General features: G+C 58.5%; 17 protein-coding genes and 2 tRNA genes. 3 read left to right on the top strand and 16 right to left on the bottom strand.

Annotated features, from left to right (window positions below; all coding sequences use genetic code 11):
• Nucleotides 1–29 precede the first annotated feature (29 nt).
• From MUW49_RS19000 to ruvA, 16 genes are all read right to left on the bottom strand, one after another.
• Nucleotides 30–105 (bottom strand) — tRNA-Val (locus tag MUW49_RS19000).
• 32 nt (nt 106–137) lie between these two features.
• Nucleotides 138–213 (bottom strand) — tRNA-Lys (locus MUW49_RS18995).
• Between the two features lie 174 nt (nt 214–387).
• On the bottom strand, nt 388–1,197 hold the full coding sequence (gene ybgF, locus MUW49_RS18990) for a tol-pal system protein YbgF (protein ID WP_041211017.1): 810 nt from the start codon (nt 1,195–1,197) through the stop codon (nt 388–390).
• Nucleotides 1,198–1,354: 157 nt separating this feature from the next.
• The gene (pal, locus tag MUW49_RS18985; RefSeq protein ID WP_010672877.1) at nt 1,355–1,879 is read right to left on the bottom strand and encodes a peptidoglycan-associated lipoprotein Pal; all 525 of its coding nucleotides are present in this window, start codon (nt 1,877–1,879) and stop codon (nt 1,355–1,357) included.
• 48 nt (nt 1,880–1,927) lie between these two features.
• On the bottom strand, nt 1,928–3,253 hold the full coding sequence (gene tolB, locus MUW49_RS18980; protein WP_041211016.1) for a Tol-Pal system beta propeller repeat protein TolB: 1,326 nt from the start codon (nt 3,251–3,253) through the stop codon (nt 1,928–1,930).
• A gap of 77 nt (nt 3,254–3,330) precedes the next feature.
• Entirely contained in the window at nt 3,331–4,461 is a 1,131-nt protein-coding gene (tolA, locus tag MUW49_RS18975; RefSeq protein ID WP_010672875.1) for a cell envelope integrity protein TolA, read from the bottom strand.
• A gap of 5 nt (nt 4,462–4,466) precedes the next feature.
• Nucleotides 4,467–4,913, bottom strand: coding sequence for a protein TolR (gene tolR / locus MUW49_RS18970; protein ID WP_069784929.1), 447 nt, complete (start codon nt 4,911–4,913; stop codon nt 4,467–4,469).
• Complete coding sequence (gene tolQ / locus MUW49_RS18965; RefSeq protein ID WP_010672873.1) at nt 4,913–5,599, bottom strand: protein TolQ; 687 nt, start codon at nt 5,597–5,599, stop codon at nt 4,913–4,915. Before tolQ ends, tolR begins: the two co-directional genes overlap by 1 nt.
• Nucleotides 5,589–5,996 carry a tol-pal system-associated acyl-CoA thioesterase gene (gene ybgC, locus MUW49_RS18960; protein WP_010672872.1) on the bottom strand — a complete coding sequence of 136 codons (408 nt, stop codon included), beginning with the start codon at nt 5,994–5,996 and terminating at the stop codon, nt 5,589–5,591. Before ybgC ends, tolQ begins: the two co-directional genes overlap by 11 nt.
• Nucleotides 5,997–6,282: 286 nt before the next feature.
• Nucleotides 6,283–6,594: a cyd operon YbgE family protein gene (locus tag MUW49_RS18955; RefSeq protein ID WP_039039483.1), complete on the bottom strand. Its 312-nt coding sequence runs from the start codon at nt 6,592–6,594 to the stop codon at nt 6,283–6,285.
• The gene (gene cydX, locus MUW49_RS18950; protein ID WP_005331536.1) at nt 6,581–6,697 is read right to left on the bottom strand and encodes a cytochrome bd-I oxidase subunit CydX; all 117 of its coding nucleotides are present in this window, start codon (nt 6,695–6,697) and stop codon (nt 6,581–6,583) included. The genes MUW49_RS18955 and cydX overlap by 14 nt, the downstream gene beginning before the upstream one ends.
• Before the next feature lie 14 nt (nt 6,698–6,711).
• Entirely contained in the window at nt 6,712–7,848 is a 1,137-nt protein-coding gene (gene cydB, locus MUW49_RS18945; RefSeq protein WP_244813088.1) for a cytochrome d ubiquinol oxidase subunit II, read from the bottom strand.
• A gap of 12 nt (nt 7,849–7,860) precedes the next feature.
• A complete protein-coding gene (locus tag MUW49_RS18940; RefSeq protein ID WP_010672869.1) occupies nt 7,861–9,417 on the bottom strand; it encodes a cytochrome ubiquinol oxidase subunit I in 1,557 nt (518 codons plus the stop codon).
• A 686-nt stretch (nt 9,418–10,103) separates the two neighbouring features.
• A complete protein-coding gene (locus MUW49_RS18935) occupies nt 10,104–10,346 on the bottom strand; it encodes a hypothetical protein (protein WP_029313687.1) in 243 nt (80 codons plus the stop codon).
• Between the two features lie 10 nt (nt 10,347–10,356).
• Nucleotides 10,357–11,367, bottom strand: coding sequence for a Holliday junction branch migration DNA helicase RuvB (gene ruvB, locus MUW49_RS18930; RefSeq protein ID WP_041211014.1), 1,011 nt, complete (start codon nt 11,365–11,367; stop codon nt 10,357–10,359).
• 8 nt (nt 11,368–11,375) lie between these two features.
• Nucleotides 11,376–11,990, bottom strand: a complete 615-nt coding sequence (gene ruvA, locus MUW49_RS18925; RefSeq protein WP_010672867.1) for a Holliday junction branch migration protein RuvA — start codon at nt 11,988–11,990, stop codon at nt 11,376–11,378.
• Between the two features lie 232 nt (nt 11,991–12,222).
• On the opposite strand from ruvA, the gene MUW49_RS18920 reads away from it, so the two are divergent.
• The 3 genes from MUW49_RS18920 to MUW49_RS18910 all read left to right on the top strand — a co-directional run bounded on the left by MUW49_RS18920 (nt 12,223) and on the right by MUW49_RS18910 (nt 16,918).
• Nucleotides 12,223–14,232, top strand: a complete 2,010-nt coding sequence (locus tag MUW49_RS18920) for a methyl-accepting chemotaxis protein (RefSeq protein WP_244813087.1) — start codon at nt 12,223–12,225, stop codon at nt 14,230–14,232.
• Between the two features lie 137 nt (nt 14,233–14,369).
• Nucleotides 14,370–16,094 (top strand): proline--tRNA ligase, encoded by a 1,725-nt coding sequence (locus tag MUW49_RS18915; RefSeq protein WP_244813086.1) that lies wholly within the window; start codon nt 14,370–14,372, stop codon nt 16,092–16,094.
• Between the two features lie 194 nt (nt 16,095–16,288).
• Nucleotides 16,289–16,918, top strand: a complete 630-nt coding sequence (locus MUW49_RS18910; RefSeq protein ID WP_039039479.1) for a 3'-5' exonuclease — start codon at nt 16,289–16,291, stop codon at nt 16,916–16,918.
• Nucleotides 16,919–17,040 lie beyond the last annotated feature (122 nt).

Genomic DNA, 17,040 nt, shown 5'->3' with positions numbered 1-17,040 from the left:
AACCGCATGTGGCGGCCAGTGTTACAACATGGTGGTCGTTACTGGGCTCGAACCAGTGACCCCCTCCTTGTAAGGGAGGTGCTCTCCCAGCTGAGCTAAACGACCTGGGAATATTGTCTTCACCTGCTGTGAAGAAATGGTGGGTCGTGCTGGATTCGAACCAGCGACCAATTGATTAAAAGTCAACTGCTCTACCGACTGAGCTAACGACCCTCACCACGACCAGTGCCGACTGCATTACTGCTCCGGCTCTGACGGCGGCCTATATTACGGATTTATCATCCTGGCGCAATAGAAAAATCTTAAATTAAATCTGATTGTTCACTGCGCATACAAAGCACGGCGGTATTTACAAGAGTGTTACGAAAACAGTGACATGCAGCAATGTCACAGCTTGGCCAGACTCTGTTTGGCCAGCTGGGCCGGCGAGGTGTTGGGGTAACCCTTGATCACCTGCTCATAGAAGGCCTTGGCCTCTGCTTTCTTGCCGTCAAGCTGGGCGAGCATGCCGAGTTTCAGCAGGGCATCGGCCCGCTTGGGTGACTTGCTGTATTTGTTCGCCACCGTGGAAAACTGGCTCGCGGCCCCCGCCCTGTCACCCTTGTTGAACATCAGCTGGCCGAGCCAGTAGTGGGCATTGGGAACATAGCTGGAGTTCGGGAACTGCTTGATGAACCCTTCGAAGGCAGGAATGGCCTTGTCGTAGTTCTTCTCCTTGAGCACCATGTTCACGGCTGCGTCGTAGGCCTGGTTCTCATCCTGGTTGGTGGAGTAGTTGGCAGCCGCGGCAGGAGGCGTTGCAGCACCTGCAGCAGGTGTTGCGGGCGCGGCGGCAGGCTGGCTGTTGGCCACCTTGTCGAGCTCTTGGTAGAGTTGGCGCTGGCGCTCCTGGGACTGCTCCATCTGGTAGGTCTGCTGTTCCAGCTGACCACGCAGCTCGGAGACCTCCCCTTGCAGGGAGTCGACCTGTTGCTGCAGTTCGGCCTGCAGACGCAGACGGGCGTTGAGGGTACGCTCCAGCAGAGCAACCCGGTCTTCCAGGCTGCCGGTCGGTACGATGGCACCATTGTTGCCGCTCAGCACTACGCCGCTGCTGCCAGAATCCCCGCTCAGATCGCTCACGGGTGCTGCCGCTTGCGCATTCAAAGCAACCAACACGGCCAGCGCAACACCAGCTTGCTTGTACACAGATTTCATTCGGATCAAACCTTAGCGTTTAGTGCAAATAAAACGGCCAGCGCATAGTCGCTCGCTGATACAGATTTCATTCGGATCAAACCTTGACGTTTAGTGCAAATAAAACGGCCATCGAAATGGCCGCTTGCATATAAACGAACTTCGTTCGACTCAAACCTTAGTAAACCAGGACCGCACGGCGGTTCTTGGCAAAGGCTTCCTCGGTGTGGGACAGATCCAGCGGCTTCTCTTCGCCATAGCTGACGATGGAGAGCTGCTCGGCCTGCACACCCAGGGTTTGCAGATACTTGGCAACAGCCTTGGCACGACGCTCACCCAGCGCGATGTTGTATTCCGGCGTACCGCGCTCGTCGGCGTGGCCTTCGATCAGTACCTTGACGCTCGGACGTTCACGCAGGTAGCTGGCGTGGGCATCCAGCAGGTCGGCGTACTGACCCTGAATGTCGTAACCATCGTACGGGAAGTAGATCACGTTGTCGCGTTGCAGCGCTTCGAACTTCTGACGCATCTGCTCTTCCGGGGACAACATGCCGTTGGCGCCGCCGGTTTGTACACCGCCCATGCCGTCGGTCATGCCGGACTCGGCGCCAGCGGCGTCGGAGTCGGAAGAGGAGCTACAGGCAGCCAGGGTGAACAGTGGCAGTGCGATGGCCAGACCCTTGAGCAGTTTATTGAGTTGCATGCTATTTCCTTAAACCTTTATAACAAAACAAAAAACAATCGATTTTTATCAATTCAAGAAGGGCGACCAAGCTGGTGCACGAATTTCACCGCTACTGGTCGGAAGCACTGCCTTGAAGCGACCGTCGGTCGACACCAATGCAAGACTCTTACGACCCTGATAGATGGTGGCATAAATGATCATGCTGCCATTGGGAGCCACACTTGGCGATTCATCCAGAGCACTCTGGGTCAGTACCAGCATGGCTCCATTTTCCATATCCTGGCGAGCGATGCGATATTGTCCCTGAACCCGGGTCACCATCACCATGGACTTGCCGTCCGGTGTGATGGATGCCCCCTGGTTGGAATCCCCTTCCCAGGTCATCCGGCGAGTCATGCCAGTCGCCAAATTTACGCTATAAATCTGGGGTTTGCCACCACGTTCAGAGGTGAACAGCAAAGTTTGACCGTCCGGCATCCAGGAGGGTTCGGTGTCGATGGTGCGGTTATTTGTGACTCGAGTGAGTTGCTTGCTAGCAACATCAACGACATAGATGTCAGGCTGCCCATCTTTGGACAGAACAATAGCCAAACGACGACCATCCGGAGACCACTCCGGCGCACCGTTGATGCCACGGAAGCTGGTGATCAGACTGCGCTGCTGGGTGTAGATGTCCTGCACATAGATCTCGGACTTCTGGTTCTCGAAGCTCACGTAAGCCAGCTTGCTGCCATCCGGCGACCAGGCCGGGGACATCAGGGGTTCACGGGAGCGCAGCAGAGTCTTCTCGTTGTAGCCGTCGTAGTCGGAGATCCGCAGCTGATACGGGAACTGGGTGCCCTGCTGCACGGAGACATAGGCCAGACGAGTCAGGAAGGCACCACGCTCACCGGTCAGACGCTCGTAGACGATGTCGGAGATGCGGTGGGCAAACTGGCGCATCTGCGCACCCGGGATGGTCGCCATGCGGCTGTCCAGGATGTAACCGTTCGCCTCACCGCCCTGGGTCTTGGCCAGCTGGCCTTTCAGGACGTCGACCAGCTCGAAGTTGATCTTGTAGGTGCCATCACCCACGGCGGCGATGGAGCCGACCACCACGGCTTCGACTCCCTGGGAAGCCCAGGGTGCGAAGTTGATCTCGCCGCTGGAGCTCGGCGTCTGCGGCATCTGGCCACGAGCCAGCGGCTTGAACTTGCCGCTGCGCATCAGGTCGTTGGAGACCACTTCCGCGATATCCTGCGGCAACTGGCCATTGCCCTCCCACTTGAAGGGGGCGATGGCGATGGGGCGCGCACTGTCGATACCGCCGGTGATGACGATGTCCAAGGCCGCCTGAGCACTCTGGCCCAGCAACAAACAGCCAACCAAAGCAAAAAACACTTTTCTTATCATGGCTTAAACTCTCAGTTCCAATTTGAGACTCAGTTCTCTGATCAACAACCCTTGCCAATCAAAGCAGAAACACTCTCTTAAATCGTTGGCGCTAGCTGAAGGCGTAGATCCTTCATCAATTCGAATGCCGCCGGATCCTTCGGCACCGGCAACTGGTTGGCCTTCAGAACCGCCGCCTTGCCGGAGCGACAGACCGCCGGATCACCCTGACCGTTGTCCACCGAGATGACGAAGCCGCTACTGGCCAACTTGACACCGATAGTACATGTTTTGCCCCGCATGGTGGGATCCAAAATCATGTAGCGCTCGACCGTGGCCTTGATGAGGGCGGCATACTTGTCGACCTCACCCTTGGCGGCTGCCGATGCGGCCTGACTGCGCGCATTGGCCTCGGCGGCCAGCTGCTGCTCCATCATGGCTTCCATCTCTTTTTGCAACTTGGCCTCTTCGGCCGCCTTGCGCTTGCGCTCCGCCTCAATCTTGGCCTTTCTGTCGGCCTCGGCCTTCGCCTTCTTCTCTGCGTCAGCTTTTGCCTTCTTGTCAGCCTCTTCCTTCGCCTTCTTCTCGGCCTCGGCCTTGGCTTTCTTCTCGGCTTCCGCCTTCGCCTTTTTCTCGGCTTCGGCCTTGGCCTTCTTCTCGGCTTCCGCTTTCTTGGCCTTGGCCTCTTCCGCCTTGGCTTTCTCTTCAGCCTGCTTCTTCTCCAGCTCTTCTTTTTTCTTCTTGAGCGCCAGCGCCTTGGCCTCTTCCGCCGCCTTGCGTTCGGCTTCGGCCTTCTTGGTCTTCTGCTCTTCCAGCTTGCGGGCTTCCTCGGCTTTCTGGGCCTTCTCTTCCGCCTGCTTCTGTTCAGCCTCTTTCTTCTGCTTGTCGGCTTCGGCCTTGCGGGTCGCCTCTTCGGCCTGCTTGCGCTTGGTCTCGGCGATACGCAGACGCTCCTGCTCCTGTGCCAGCTCGCGTTTGACGCGCTCAGCGTCTTCCTTGTCCTTCTGCTGCTGTGCAGCCTTGGGCTGGGCCTGCTTCTGCTGCTGGACCTGCTGCATCTGCTGCTCCAGCATTTCGCTGTCCATCATGACCGCGTTGACGATCTGTCCCTTGGACTCGGGGCGCTTGGGTTTGCTGAAGTCGACACCGACCAGCAGGATGATGCCGATGATCAGATGCAGCAGCAGCGACGCGACGAGATAACCGGAAATACCACGCTTCACATCCATCTCCGTCAGTTCACCGGATCCGTCATCAGACCAACCTGAGGCACACCGGCTTTCTTGAGGGCCACCATCAGCAGGATCACCTCCTCGTAGCGTACGGACTTGTCACCGGCGACCACCACGGGCGCGTTCTGGTTGATGGCCAGATAGCCCATAGCCTTCTCGGTGATGTACTGCTGCATCGCCTCTGGGGTGCCGCTCGGTACGGGTTCGTCATCCGCCTCGCCGGCCTTGATGACGTACTCACCCTCGGTATTGACGCTGACGATGAAAGGCGGCTTGGCGTCTTCCGGCAACTGCTCGGACTCCGCCTGGGGCAGGTCGACCTTGACCCCCTGCGTGATCACGGGCGTGACCGCCATGAAGATGATGAGCAGCACCAGCATGACGTCGATATAGGGCACCACGTTGATCTCGGCGACCTTCTTGCGTTTGAGCCGCTGATAGGTTTGCATTACTTCTCACCCTGCTGTGCGATTTGGCGGTTCAGAATGGTGGTGAACTCGTCCATGAAGTTGGCGTAGGCGTTTTCCAGCCGTTCGACCTTGTTGGTGAAGCGGTTGTAGAAGATAACGGCCGGGATGGCGGCAAACAGACCCATGGCGGTGGCGATCAGCGCCTCCGCGATACCCGGTGCCACCATCTGCAGGGTCGCCTGCTGAACCTGACCCAGAGCGATAAAGGCGTTCATGATCCCCCAGACGGTACCGAACAGACCGATATAGGGGCTGATGGAGCCGATGGTCGCCAAGACCGGCAGGTTGGACTCGAGATCGTCCACTGCTCGGGACAGGGAGACGCGCATGGCACGATAGGTACCGTCCATCACCGCATCCTGACCACGGGCACCGGCCTTGAGCAGGCGGGCATACTCCTTGAAGCCGGAGTAGAAGATGTCTTCCATGCCTTCGATGTCGTCACGACGGGAGGAGGACTCCTGGTAGAGACGATTGAGGTCGACCCCGGACCAGAATCTATCTTCAAACTGCTCCGAGGCGAGGTTGGCCGCCTTGATGGCCTTGGAGCGCTGGATGATCAGCGCCCAGGAGACGACCGACATGCCCATCAGGGTCATCATGACCAGTTTCACCAACAGACTGGCTTGCCAGAACAGGCCAATAAACGAAATTTCAGCGTGCACTTAACAGCACTCCCTTGATTTTTTCAGGTATTGCAACAGGTTTCATTTGCGGATGACTGACACAGGCGATCTGTACCATGGCCTGAGTGATCAGCCGTCCATCAGCCGCCAGGATCTGCTGTGAAAAACGCATGGAAGCGCGTTTCACTTCAGTTACTTGCGTCATTACGGTCAGCAGTTCATTGAAACGGGCCGCCGCGCGGAAGTCGATTTCGGTGCGACTCACCACAAACGCGATCCCCGCCTGCAGCAGGACATCCTGTTCGATGCCGCCTGCGCGCAGGAATTCGGTGCGGGCCCGTTCCATAAACTTGAGATAATTGGCGTTGTAGACGATGCCTCCGGCATCCGTGTCTTCGTAGTAGACACGCACCGGAAACTCAGAGACTTCCCCCATAAAAATCTGTGATCCATTCGACAGTCAGATGGGGGGCTATCATAGCGCAGGGCTGAATAGGAAAGAAGCAGGGGGAGACAGGGAAATCCCCTCTCCCCCTGTTTTTTATGGCGTGCTGCGGCGCCGACAGGCCGAAGACCACAGGGCTGTCAGCATCACAAGAAAAGCGGACAAGAGAAGTGGCTGCGAGCGGCGTGACAAGCGAGGTTCTGTCGCTCTGACCGGGCGGCGGCACGCCCCTCAAAAAAGAAGAAGGAGGTGGGCTCATGCCGACCTCCTTCATCATTTATGGCAGGTAGTAGCTGCTGGTCAGCCAGAGCCCGCAGAGCAGGCTGGGCAGGGCGAGCCAGGGGAAGAACAGCACGCGGCCCACCAGGCTGCGCGGGTGAAACCCCAGTCCATGCATGACACCGCAACAGACCGCCCACATCAGCCAGGGCGCAAGCCAGAGGCCGTGCTCACTGGTGTTGGCCGCGACCAGGTTGGGCGCCTGCAAGATGGCGACAGCCAGCAGGGCCGCCGCCAGCAGCATCAGACCTTGCCATGGCTGGCGCTCCAGAGGAGCGGCCAGCCGGGCGAGCCTGTCACTTGTCTTCATCAATCTGACGATCCAGGTTCTCGGTGTGCTCCAGCCAGAGCGCATTGATAATCCCAAACGCACAGGCCAGCAGCAGCCCCAGGATCCAGGTGAAATACCACATATCAGGGCACCTTCTTAGTAGAGCGATTGTTGGTTGTCTTCGATGTGCTTGTTACTCACCCGGCCGAACATCTTGATGTAGGTCCAGATGGTGTAAGCCAGCACGGTCGGCACGAAGACGACTGCGACTACCGTCATCACCTTGAGGGTGTTGAAGGAGGCGGTGGAATCCCACATGGTCAGGCTCTGGGACGGCTCGAGGCTCGAGGGCATCACGAACGGGAACATGGAGAAGCCCGCGGTCAGGATGATGCCGGCGATGCCTAAGGAGGAGAACAAGAACGCCACCCAACCCTTGTCCAGCTTGGCCGCCACGGCGGTCAGCAGACACATCACCAGACCCAGCACGGGTGCGGCAATCATCCAGGGATAGAGGTTGTAGTTCTGCATCCAGGCACCGGACTGCACCACGACTTCTTTATGAAGCGGGTTGGTGACGGCGTCGGTGGCGACGGAGCCCACGATCACGTAGCCATCCATGCCGCTTACCCAGACGCCGGCCAGGGCGAACAGCACCAGGGTCAGCAGGGAGAAGATCATGGCGGCGGTGCGGGAACGGGCCAGCACTTCCCCCTCGGTCTTCATCATCAGCCAGGTTGCACCCTGAGTGATGATCATGAAGAGGCTCACCAGACCGGCCAGCAGACCGAACGGATTGAGCAGGCCGAAGAAGTTGCCGTGATAGGTCATCATCAGGAACTGGTTGAAGCTGAACGGTACACCCTGCAGCAGGTTGCCGAACGCCACCCCGAAGATAACAGGGGGAATGGCGCTACCGGCAAACAGAGCCCAGTCCCAGTTGGAGCGCCACTTGGCGTCTTCCTGCAGGGAGCGGTACTTGAAGCCGACCGGACGGAAGAACAGCGCCATCAGGGTCAGGATCATGGCGATGTAGAAGCCGGAGAAGGCCGCCGCATAGACCATGGGCCAGGCGGCGAACAGGGCGCCACCGGCGGTCACCAGCCAGACCTGGTTGCCTTCCCAGTGCGGCCCCATGGTGTTGAGCATCACGCGACGCTCCACATCCTTCTTGCCGACGAAGGGGAGCAGGGCGCCCACCCCCATATCGAAACCGTCGGTGATGGCAAACCCGATCAGCAGCACGCCGACCAGCACCCACCAGACCAGACGCAACAGTTCGTAATCAAACATGGGTCACTCTCCTTATGCCTTGCTCTGTTCGAAGTGGTACTTGCCCGTCTTCAGGCTGCTTGGGCCCAGGCGCGCATACTTGAACATCAGGTACATCTCGATGATCAGCAGTACGGTGTAGAACAGGAAGATCCCGATCAGAGAGAACCAGATCTCGGACGCAGGAATGTTGGATGCAGAGACATAAGTCGGCAGCATCTCGGCGATGGTCCAGGGTTGACGACCATATTCAGCGACAAACCAGCCAGCCTCGATGGCGATCCAGGGCAGCGGGATGCCGTACAACAGCGCCTTGAGCAGCCACTTGCGCTCGCCGATCTTGTGGCGGGTGCTGTCATAGAAGGCCAGACCGATCAGCACCAGCATCAGGATGCCGCAGGCGACCATGATGCGGAAGGCGAAGAACAGCGGCAGTACCTGCGGGATGGAGTCATCCACGGCGGCCTTGATCTGCTCGTCGGTGGCGTCGGTCACGTTGGGGGTGTAACGCTTGAGCAGCAGACCGTAGCCCAGATCCTGCTTCACTTCGTCGAAGCGGGCGCGGGTATCGTCGGACTTGTCACCGGATTGCAGCTTGGTCAGCAGGTCGTAGGCGGTCATGCCGTTGCGCACGCGCAGCTCATGCTCGCTCTTGAGATCCTTGAGACCAGTCACCTGACCGTCCAGGGAACGGGTGGCGATGATGCCGAGGGCATAGGGGATCTTGATGGCGTAGTCGGTGCGCATCTCCTCCTGGTTCGGGATCCCGAACAGGGTGAAGGATGCCGGAGCCGGCTCCGTGTTCCACTCGGCCTCGATGGCTGCCAGTTTCACCTTCTGCACTTCCCCGGTCTCGTAGCCGGACTCGTCACCCAGCACCAGCACGGAGAGGATGGAGGCCATGCCGAACGCGGCTGCGATGGCGAAGGAGCGACGAGCGAACGCCACATCACGATTCTTCAGCAGGTAATAGGAGGAGATCCCGAGCACGAACATGGCGCCCGTGGTATAGCCTGCTGCCACGGTGTGGACGAACTTGACCTGGGCAACCGGGTTGAACACCAGGTCGGCGAAGCTCACCATCTCCATGCGCATGGATTCGAAGTTGAACTCGGCACCCACCGGGTTCTGCATCCAGCCGTTGGCGACCAGGATCCACAGTGCGGAGAGGTTGGTCCCGAGCGCCATCAGCCAGGTAGCCGCCAGGTGCTGGCGCTTGCTGAGACGATCCCAACCGAAGAAGAACATACCGACGAAGGTGGACTCCAGGAAGAAGGCCATCAAGCCTTCGATGGCCAGCGGGGCCCCGAAGATGTCGCCGACATAGTGGGAGTAGTAAGCCCAGTTGGTACCGAACTGAAACTCCATGGTCAGCCCTGTGGTAACCCCGAGGGCAAAGTTGATACCGAACAACTTGCCCCAGAACTTGGTCATGTCCCGGTACACTGTGTTGTTGGTCATCACATAGACAGACTCCATGATCGCCAGGATGAAGGCCATCCCCAGCGTCAAGGGTACAAACAGGAAGTGATAAAGGGCCGTCGCAGCAAATTGGAACCGCGATAGGTCTACCACATGCTCAGCAATCATGATGTTTCCTCACCGATTATTGGCACGGCTATTTTAAGTTTTAAGGACAAAGCTTCCATTGGAAGTCCCCGAACGGTCGGTCACCCCTCGCGGACTGACCGGATTCGACTGCCACCACATTAACAACAAGGCAATATACAGGAACAAAAAAAGCTAATGTTTAACATCTAATAAACAATAACCAGGGTTCTATTCCCGCCTATAATGATCGCTGTTTTATATCACCTTTATTTGATTAAAATCAATGTAAAACCACCCTCAATACATGTTTTTTCAAGGTAACTTATAGGGCTTTTCCCATTAATTATGGGAGCTTCATCACAAAAAACGATAAGTCGTAAATAATTGATTTAAATCAATTTTATGACTCACTAAAATAGTTTCAATTCTGTTAAAAAAATACGCAACCCCGGAAATAAAGCCCTCACATCTCGATTATTTCAATAAATGGCCAGGCTCATCCAAAAATCAATTTAAACCCAGTAAAAACACATGTTTATGCGGATTGGCACCCCCACGAAAATCATTAGTTTATCTAATCAAAAGCCCATAGATTTTCTTGTTTGCCCCACCCGGAAAGAGCTCCTACAATGCGCCTCGCAGTGAGGGCATACCTCTGAATACAGGCCGGTCATTCCGGGTTCCCGGTACGTATTCGATGAACATTTCGAACCTGTTTGTTGGGATTAATGATGAAAAAGTTTGTTGCCAAGACCATCCGTTACTACAAGCTTTCTTTCGTTCAACTCTATCAAATGAACCGACTCTGAAGCCTCGCGACGGCTCCTCTGTTTTTTCCCGACCGGTCTGCAGACGCGCTCACTGTCTGTGAACATCCATCCTGAATTGTCTTTGCCCACCGCCTGTGCCGTGGGCTTTTTTTTGCCCGCAAAACAAAAAGCCGCCTCAAGGGCGGCTTTTTGGTTCATATCGCAACGTCTACTGATCTGCCGGTCGTTCCAGGCCAAAGTGTGCGTAGGCTCTCTGAGTTGCAATCCGCCCTCTGGGTGTACGTTGCAGATAGCCTTGCTGGATCAGATAAGGTTCCAGCACGTCTTCTATGGTGTCCTTCTCCTCACCGATGGCGGCGGCCAGGTTGTCGAGCCCGACGGGCCCCCCCATAAACTTGTCGATGACGGCCAACAATAGCTTGCGATCCATGAAGTCGAAACCTTCATTGTCCACGTCCAGCATGTCCATAGCACGGGCCGCAATGGGTCCGTCAATTCGCCCGTCAGACTTCACCTGGGCAAAATCTCGTACCCGCCTTAACAAACGGTTAGCAATGCGCGGTGTCCCCCGGGAGCGACGGGCTACCTCGAGAGCGCCGTCTTCCGTCATGTCGAGCCCGAGGCAGCGGGCGCTGCGAGAGACGATGTCGGTCAGGTCCTTGACGTTGTAAAACTCGAGGCGCTGCACGATGCCAAACCGGTCACGCAGGGGGCTGGTGAGGGAGCCGGCCCGGGTGGTGGCACCGATCAGGGTGAAGGGAGGGAGATCGAGCTTGATGGAGCGGGCCGCCGGCCCCTCCCCTATCATGATGTCGAGCTGATAATCCTCCATGGCCGGGTAGAGCACCTCCTCCACCACCGGGCTGAGACGGTGGATCTCGTCGATGAAGAGCACATCGTTCGGTTCCAGGTTGGTGAGGAGCGCCGCCAGATCGCCGGCCTTCTCCAGCACGGGGCCCGAGGTGGTCTTGATGTTGACCCCCATCTCGTTGGCGACGATGTTGGCCAGCGTGGTCTTGCCAAGGCCGGGAGGCCCGAAGATCAGCAGATGATCGAGGGCCTCCCCGCGCTGGCGGGCGGCCTCGATGAAGATCTCCATCTGATCGCAGACGTGATCCTGCCCGGTATAATCGGCCAGCTTTCTGGGCCGGATGGCCCGATCGATGATCTCGTCCTCACGGGCGGCACCGGCCGAGATGAGGCGATCCGCTTCAATCATTGTCTACCTCACACCAGGCTGCGCAGGGATTCACGAATGATCTCCTCTACCGACATGCCGTCGGCGGCCACCTTGCTGACGATCTGGCTGGCCTGCTGCGGCTTGTAGCCGAGGGCCACCAGTGCACTGGCCGCCTCCTCGCTCGCATCCGGGGCACGCAGCGGACTCTCTTTCGCGGGCAGGGTGATTTCGGCCGGGGAGAAGAGATCGTGGCTGACCCAGCCCTTGAGGCGGTCTTTCATCTCCACCACCAGGCGCTCGGCAGTCTTCTTGCCCACGCCGGGCAACTTGACCAGGGAGCTTATCTCCTCGCGCTCGACGCTCATCACAAACTGGGTGGCCGTCATGCCGGAGAGAATGGCCAGTGCCAGCTTGGGGCCGACCCCGTTGGTCTTGATCAGCTCGCGAAACAGCGCCCGCTCCTGCTTGTGGTTGAAGCCGTAGAGCAGCTGGGCATCTTCACGCACCACGAAGTGGGTGTGAATGACGGCCTCTTTCCCGAGTTCGGGCAGATCATAGAAGCAGCTCATGGGCATATGAACCTCATATCCCACCCCTCCGACTTCCAGCAACACCTCGGGGGGTTGCTTCTCGATGATGACGCCTCTCAAGCGACCGATCATGTTCTTTTCCTCGCCACGCAGACTCTCGCAAATTGGGTCATAGCATAAAGAATAACTGGATAAGTATCCAGCATAGGTCCATGCAGATCATGGGATGACCCGCTCTTCATACCCGGCCACTTCCCTCGTTCAGAACACTGTCTGTCACTTTATTTTCCATCGGGGATGGCACATCTTCGTCATTGATTGAACACTGAAATGGTCTTGTTCGGCACCAGGGAAGGCTTGAATCATGAAAATCGTCACCACATCCAACCTCGGACTCACCATTCTGCTCGGCTGCACCCTGGGCATGGGGGCGATCGGTTGGTATGGCAGCCAGCGGCTGGCTGATCTGCTCTCCTACGTCCTGGGTGCCGCCTGGCAGACGGCAGATGGTGCCATGGAGGGCTCCATCGAACTCGGCAACCAGTCGCTCTATATCCAGAAGATGCTCTCGGGGATCCCCCTCGACGCACCGGAGCTGCAACGGGCAAAAGAGGCGGCCAGCGACGCTTTGCGCCGGGTGGAGCAAGGCGGGCTCATCGATGCGGCAGCCATCACCACGCTGAAGCAGCATGAGCAGACCTATCAGCAAGAGCAGGCACAGCTGCTGACCCTCTATCGCACCTTCACAAGCGCCGATGAGGCGCTGCGTGCCAGTTCTGAACGCATGTCACGCCTCTCGACCAGGCTGGAGGTGATCGGTGACGAGGCCGTCGAGAGCCTCACCCGCTCACCGGATCAGGCCATCAGCTGGAACGGCGGCCTCGCGACCCGCTGGCAGGCGGCCGATGGCGGCATGGAGGCCAACATCGGATTCCTGCGCCAGCTCTATGCGCTGGAGAAGATGCAGAGCGAAGGCCCTACTCCTGCCATCCAGGCCGAGCTGGCACAAGCCACCCGCTTCTATCAGGACGCGGTTGACGGCATGCTGGCAACCGGCCAGTTCGATGTGCCCGGCGACGGGGAGTTTGCAGGCCAAATGCTTTCCACCCAGTATCGTGCCCTGCAAGCCGACAATGCCCGCCTGATCCGTGAATGGACCACAGCCCTGAGCGCTTATCAGAACCAGCTGGCCCGTTACGAACACAGCGCCGACCAGCTCAGGCTGGCGCTGGTCGAGGTCGAGGCCCAGGGGGACGCCACCGTCGAGGATCAGGTTCACCAGCTCAACGCCATCATCGACTACACCAGAGGACTCATCCTGGGGGGCTTGCTGCTCAGCCTGCTGATCGTCACCTGCTGCGGCTTCTGGCTGGTGCGCACCATTGTTCGCCCGCTACTCCAGGTCGACAAGCGCATGCAGGACATCGCCGCCGGGGAAGGAGATCTCAATGCCCGCATCAACCTCTCACGCGACGACGAGATTGGCTCCCTGGCCGGCAGCGTGGATCGCTTCATCGAGAAGCTGCAGAAGATGATCAGCGCCACCATGGACAACAACCAGCACATCAACCAGCACGTGCGCACCTCGGTCAACCGGGTCCAGGCCATCAGCCAGAGCAGCCGCCAGACCGCAGCGCATGCCCAGGCGCTGCACCACGACAGCGAGCAGATGGTGCAGGTGGCCACCACCATCTCGGACAACTGCAACCTGGCGGCACAGAACGCCAATGAGGTGCGCCAGCTCACCACGCAAAGCAGCCAGTATGTCTCCTCCGCCACCGCCGGCATGCAGCGGGTGGTCATGGAGGTGGGTGAATGTGCCACCGCCATCAACGCCCTCAAGGAGCAGGCGGGGCAGATTGGCCAGATCATCTCCACCATCAGCAATATCTCGGAGCAGACCAACCTGCTGGCACTCAATGCCGCCATCGAAGCCGCCCGGGCGGGCGAGATGGGGCGCGGTTTTGCCGTGGTGGCCGACGAGGTGCGCACCCTGGCCAATCGCACCGCCACCTCCAGTGCCGAGATAACGGATGTGATCAACAGCATCCAGCAGCAGACAGAGCAGGCTTATCTGATGATGCAACGCAACCTGAAAACTGTGGAATCGGGTATGGCGGACTCCGACAACACCAAACAGATCCTGTTCAAGGTAGAAGAGGCCATCGATCAGCTCGCCGACATGGTGCAACAGGTGGCAGAGGCGACCAGCCAGCTCTCCCACACCCTGGGACACACCACGGGCAAGGTTTCGGATATCAGCCTGCAGGCCCAGACGGGCGAACAGGAAGCCCAGGAGTGCCTGCAACTGGCCTCCTCCCTCCATCAGGCCAGCCAGCAGCAACAGCAGTTGCTGTCGCAATTTCGGGTCTAGTGCGGGCGGGGCAAGGCCCCCGCCCTCCCCCCAGCGCCGCTGAATTTAGCCCTTGGGCCGGGGGGCTTCGCCTGTTAAAATTCCGCACTTGAAATTTTCCAGGGCCAAGCCGCCCGAACTAGCGAAGGTCTACCGCGATGCGTACCAGCCAATATCTGCTTTCCACTCTCAAGGAAACCCCCTCCGACGCTGAAGTTGTCAGCCACCAGCTGATGCTGCGCGCCGGGATGATCCGCAAACTCGCTTCCGGCATGTACGCCTGGCTGCCGACCGGCCTGCGGGTCCTGAAGAAGATTGAAAACATCGTCCGCGAAGAGATGAACAATGCGGGTGCCGTCGAAGTGTCCATGCCGGTGGTACAGCCCGCCGAGCTGTGGCAGGAGTCCGGCCGTTGGGATGACTACGGCCCCGAGCTGTGCCGCCTGACCGACCGTCACAACCGCCCCTTCGTGCTGGGTCCGACCCACGAAGAGGTGATCACCGCGCTGGTCCGTTACGAAGTGAACAGCTACAAGCAACTGCCGCTGAACCTCTACCAGATCCAGACCAAGTTCCGCGACGAAGTGCGCCCCCGTTTCGGCGTGATGCGTGGCCGCGAATTCCTGATGAAGGATGCCTACTCCTTCCACATCGACAAGGCTTCCCTGGTCGATACCTATGAGAAGATGCATGCGGCCTACTGCACCGCCTTCACTCGCATGGGTCTGAACTTCCGCCCGGTGCAGGCCGATACCGGCTCCATCGGGGGCACCGGCTCCCACGAATTCCAGGTGCTGGCCGAGAGCGGTGAAGACTTGATCGCCTTCTCCGATACATCCGATTACGCCGCCAACATCGAGATGGCCGAAGCCCTGGCACCGGCTGGCGAGCGCGCTGCCGCAACCAAAGCCCTGACCAAGGTGGCCACCCCGGCCGTCCACACCATCATTGATGTGGCCGCTTTCCTGAACGTGGCGCCGACCGCCATCGCCAAGACCCTGCTGGTACTGGCCGAGGAAGACGAGCACGGAAAACAGGCTGTCATCGCCCTGGTACTGCGTGGCGACCACGAGCTGAACGAAATCAAGGCCGAGAAGCTTTCTGGCGTGGCTAACCCGCTGACCTTCGCCAATGACGAGCAGATCAAGGCTGCCGCCGGTTGCGACGCAGGCTCCATCGGCCCGGTCGGCTTTGCCGGTCGCATCATCGTCGATCGCAGCGCCGCCCATCTGAGCGATTTTGTTTGCGGCGCCAACGAGACCGGTTTCCACCTGACCGGTGCCAACTGGGATCGCGACATCACCTCTTTTGAGGTTGCCGACTTGCGCAACGTGGTAGAAGGTGACCCGAGCCCGTGCGGCCAGGGCAAGCTGCTGCTCAAGCGCGGTATCGAAGTGGGCCACATCTTCCAGCTGGGTACCAAGTACTCCGAAGCGATGAAGGCGAGCGTGCTGAACGAAGGCGGCAAGTCCGTCACCATGGAAATGGGTTGCTACGGTATCGGGGTTTCCCGTCTGGTGGCTGCCGCCATCGAGCAGAACAACGACCAGTACGGCATCATCTGGCCGGACGCCATCGCCCCGTTCGAAGTGGCCATCGTGCCGATGAACATGCACAAGTCCGAGCGCGTGGCCGAGCAGGCGCAACAGTTCTACGCCGAGCTCAAAGCCGCCGGTGTGGACGTGCTGTTTGACGACCGCAAGGAGCGCCCGGGTGTGATGTTCGCCGACATGGAGCTGATCGGTGTGCCCCACGCCATCGTCATCGGTGACCGTGGTCTGGACAACGGCGTGGTGGAGTACAAGTGCCGCCGCTCCGGCGAGAAGCAGGAAGTGGCGATCAAAGAGATCGTTGCCCTGCTCAAGGCCAAGCTGGGTCGCTGATAACGCGACACCGCCTTTCGCTTTTCATAGGAAAGCCCCGAGTGCCACGGCACTCGGGGCTTTTTATATGGCTCTCAGCCATGATGCACAAAAATGCGTCTCCAGCGTGAACCAATGAGATAACTGCATTGCCCTGTACACGGCACGGCTGATTTCCTAGACTGGCGCTCTTTACCGAGCTTGCCCGAGAAGTTATGTCCATCGCCTCAGCCAATACCGTTGTCGTGCTCGACTTCGAGACCACAGGGCTTTCACCCGGACAAGGGGATAGAGCCATCGAGATCGGTGCCGTCAGAATCAAGGATGGCCATATCAGTGAGCGTTTCTCGGCATTGATGAATCCGGGCTTCAACGTGAGCAGCTTCATCGAGCAATATACCGGGATCAGCAATGCCATGCTGAAACAGGCTCCCCCCTGTAACGAGGTGATGGCGGATTTCGTCGACTTTATCGGTGATGACAATCTGGTCGCCCACAACGCCTCCTTCGACAAGCGCTTTCTGGATGCGGAAATAGAGCGATTGCCGGCGCAATACCGCGGCCAGTTCGCCTGTTCCCTGCTGCTATCGAGGCGCCTGTTTCCCGATGCCCCGGATCACAAGCTGGGTACCCTGGTGCAATACCGGAGTCTGCCCAATGATGGGGTGTTTCACCGTGCCCTGGCGGATGCCGAGGTGACGGCCCACCTCTGGCTTGCCTTGTTGGAAGAGCTGGCGTGTCGACATGGCATTATCGACCCGGACTTTGAATTGCTGCTGACCCTTGGCAAGAAGCCAAAACAGGTGATTCCATCCTTCCTGCGGGAATATGCGACTCGGAAATAATATGTGCCGACATGCATCATCAACCATCCACGCCATGTCGGCACTGAATTTCCCCACCTTCAAATCCATGATGGCCCGGCGTAAAGAGAGGCAGGCAAGCAGATAATTTAGCACTGCACATC

The organism is Aeromonas sp. LsrichE-8G (genome assembly GCF_022869435.1).
GTDB lineage: Bacteria > Pseudomonadota > Gammaproteobacteria > Enterobacterales > Aeromonadaceae > Aeromonas > Aeromonas caviae.
This window is presented reverse-complemented; position numbering and strand designations above follow the sequence as displayed.

What these genes read in the sequence shown, in the direction of transcription:
- ybgF (WP_041211017.1), bottom strand. Translation starts at nt 1,197, where the DNA reads ATGAAATCTGTGTACAAGCAAGCTGGTGTTGCGCTGGCCGTGTTGGTT.
- pal (WP_010672877.1), bottom strand. Translation starts at nt 1,879, where the DNA reads ATGCAACTCAATAAACTGCTCAAGGGTCTGGCCATCGCACTGCCACTG.
- tolB (WP_041211016.1), bottom strand. Translation starts at nt 3,253, where the DNA reads ATGATAAGAAAAGTGTTTTTTGCTTTGGTTGGCTGTTTGTTGCTGGGC.
- tolA (WP_010672875.1), bottom strand. Translation starts at nt 4,461, where the DNA reads ATGGATGTGAAGCGTGGTATTTCCGGTTATCTCGTCGCGTCGCTGCTG.
- tolR (WP_069784929.1), bottom strand. Translation starts at nt 4,913, where the DNA reads ATGCAAACCTATCAGCGGCTCAAACGCAAGAAGGTCGCCGAGATCAAC.
- ybgC (WP_010672872.1), bottom strand. Translation starts at nt 5,996, where the DNA reads ATGGGGGAAGTCTCTGAGTTTCCGGTGCGTGTCTACTACGAAGACACG.
- MUW49_RS18955 (WP_039039483.1), bottom strand. Translation starts at nt 6,594, where the DNA reads ATGAAGACAAGTGACAGGCTCGCCCGGCTGGCCGCTCCTCTGGAGCGC.
- cydX (WP_005331536.1), bottom strand. Translation starts at nt 6,697, where the DNA reads ATGTGGTATTTCACCTGGATCCTGGGGCTGCTGCTGGCCTGTGCGTTT.
- cydB (WP_244813088.1), bottom strand. Translation starts at nt 7,848, where the DNA reads ATGTTTGATTACGAACTGTTGCGTCTGGTCTGGTGGGTGCTGGTCGGC.
- MUW49_RS18940 (WP_010672869.1), bottom strand. Translation starts at nt 9,417, where the DNA reads ATGATTGCTGAGCATGTGGTAGACCTATCGCGGTTCCAATTTGCTGCG.
- MUW49_RS18935 (WP_029313687.1), bottom strand. Translation starts at nt 10,346, where the DNA reads ATGAACCAAAAAGCCGCCCTTGAGGCGGCTTTTTGTTTTGCGGGCAAA.
- ruvB (WP_041211014.1), bottom strand. Translation starts at nt 11,367, where the DNA reads ATGATTGAAGCGGATCGCCTCATCTCGGCCGGTGCCGCCCGTGAGGAC.
- ruvA (WP_010672867.1), bottom strand. Translation starts at nt 11,990, where the DNA reads ATGATCGGTCGCTTGAGAGGCGTCATCATCGAGAAGCAACCCCCCGAG.
- MUW49_RS18920 (WP_244813087.1), top strand. Translation starts at nt 12,223, where the DNA reads ATGAAAATCGTCACCACATCCAACCTCGGACTCACCATTCTGCTCGGC.
- MUW49_RS18915 (WP_244813086.1), top strand. Translation starts at nt 14,370, where the DNA reads ATGCGTACCAGCCAATATCTGCTTTCCACTCTCAAGGAAACCCCCTCC.
- MUW49_RS18910 (WP_039039479.1), top strand. Translation starts at nt 16,289, where the DNA reads ATGTCCATCGCCTCAGCCAATACCGTTGTCGTGCTCGACTTCGAGACC.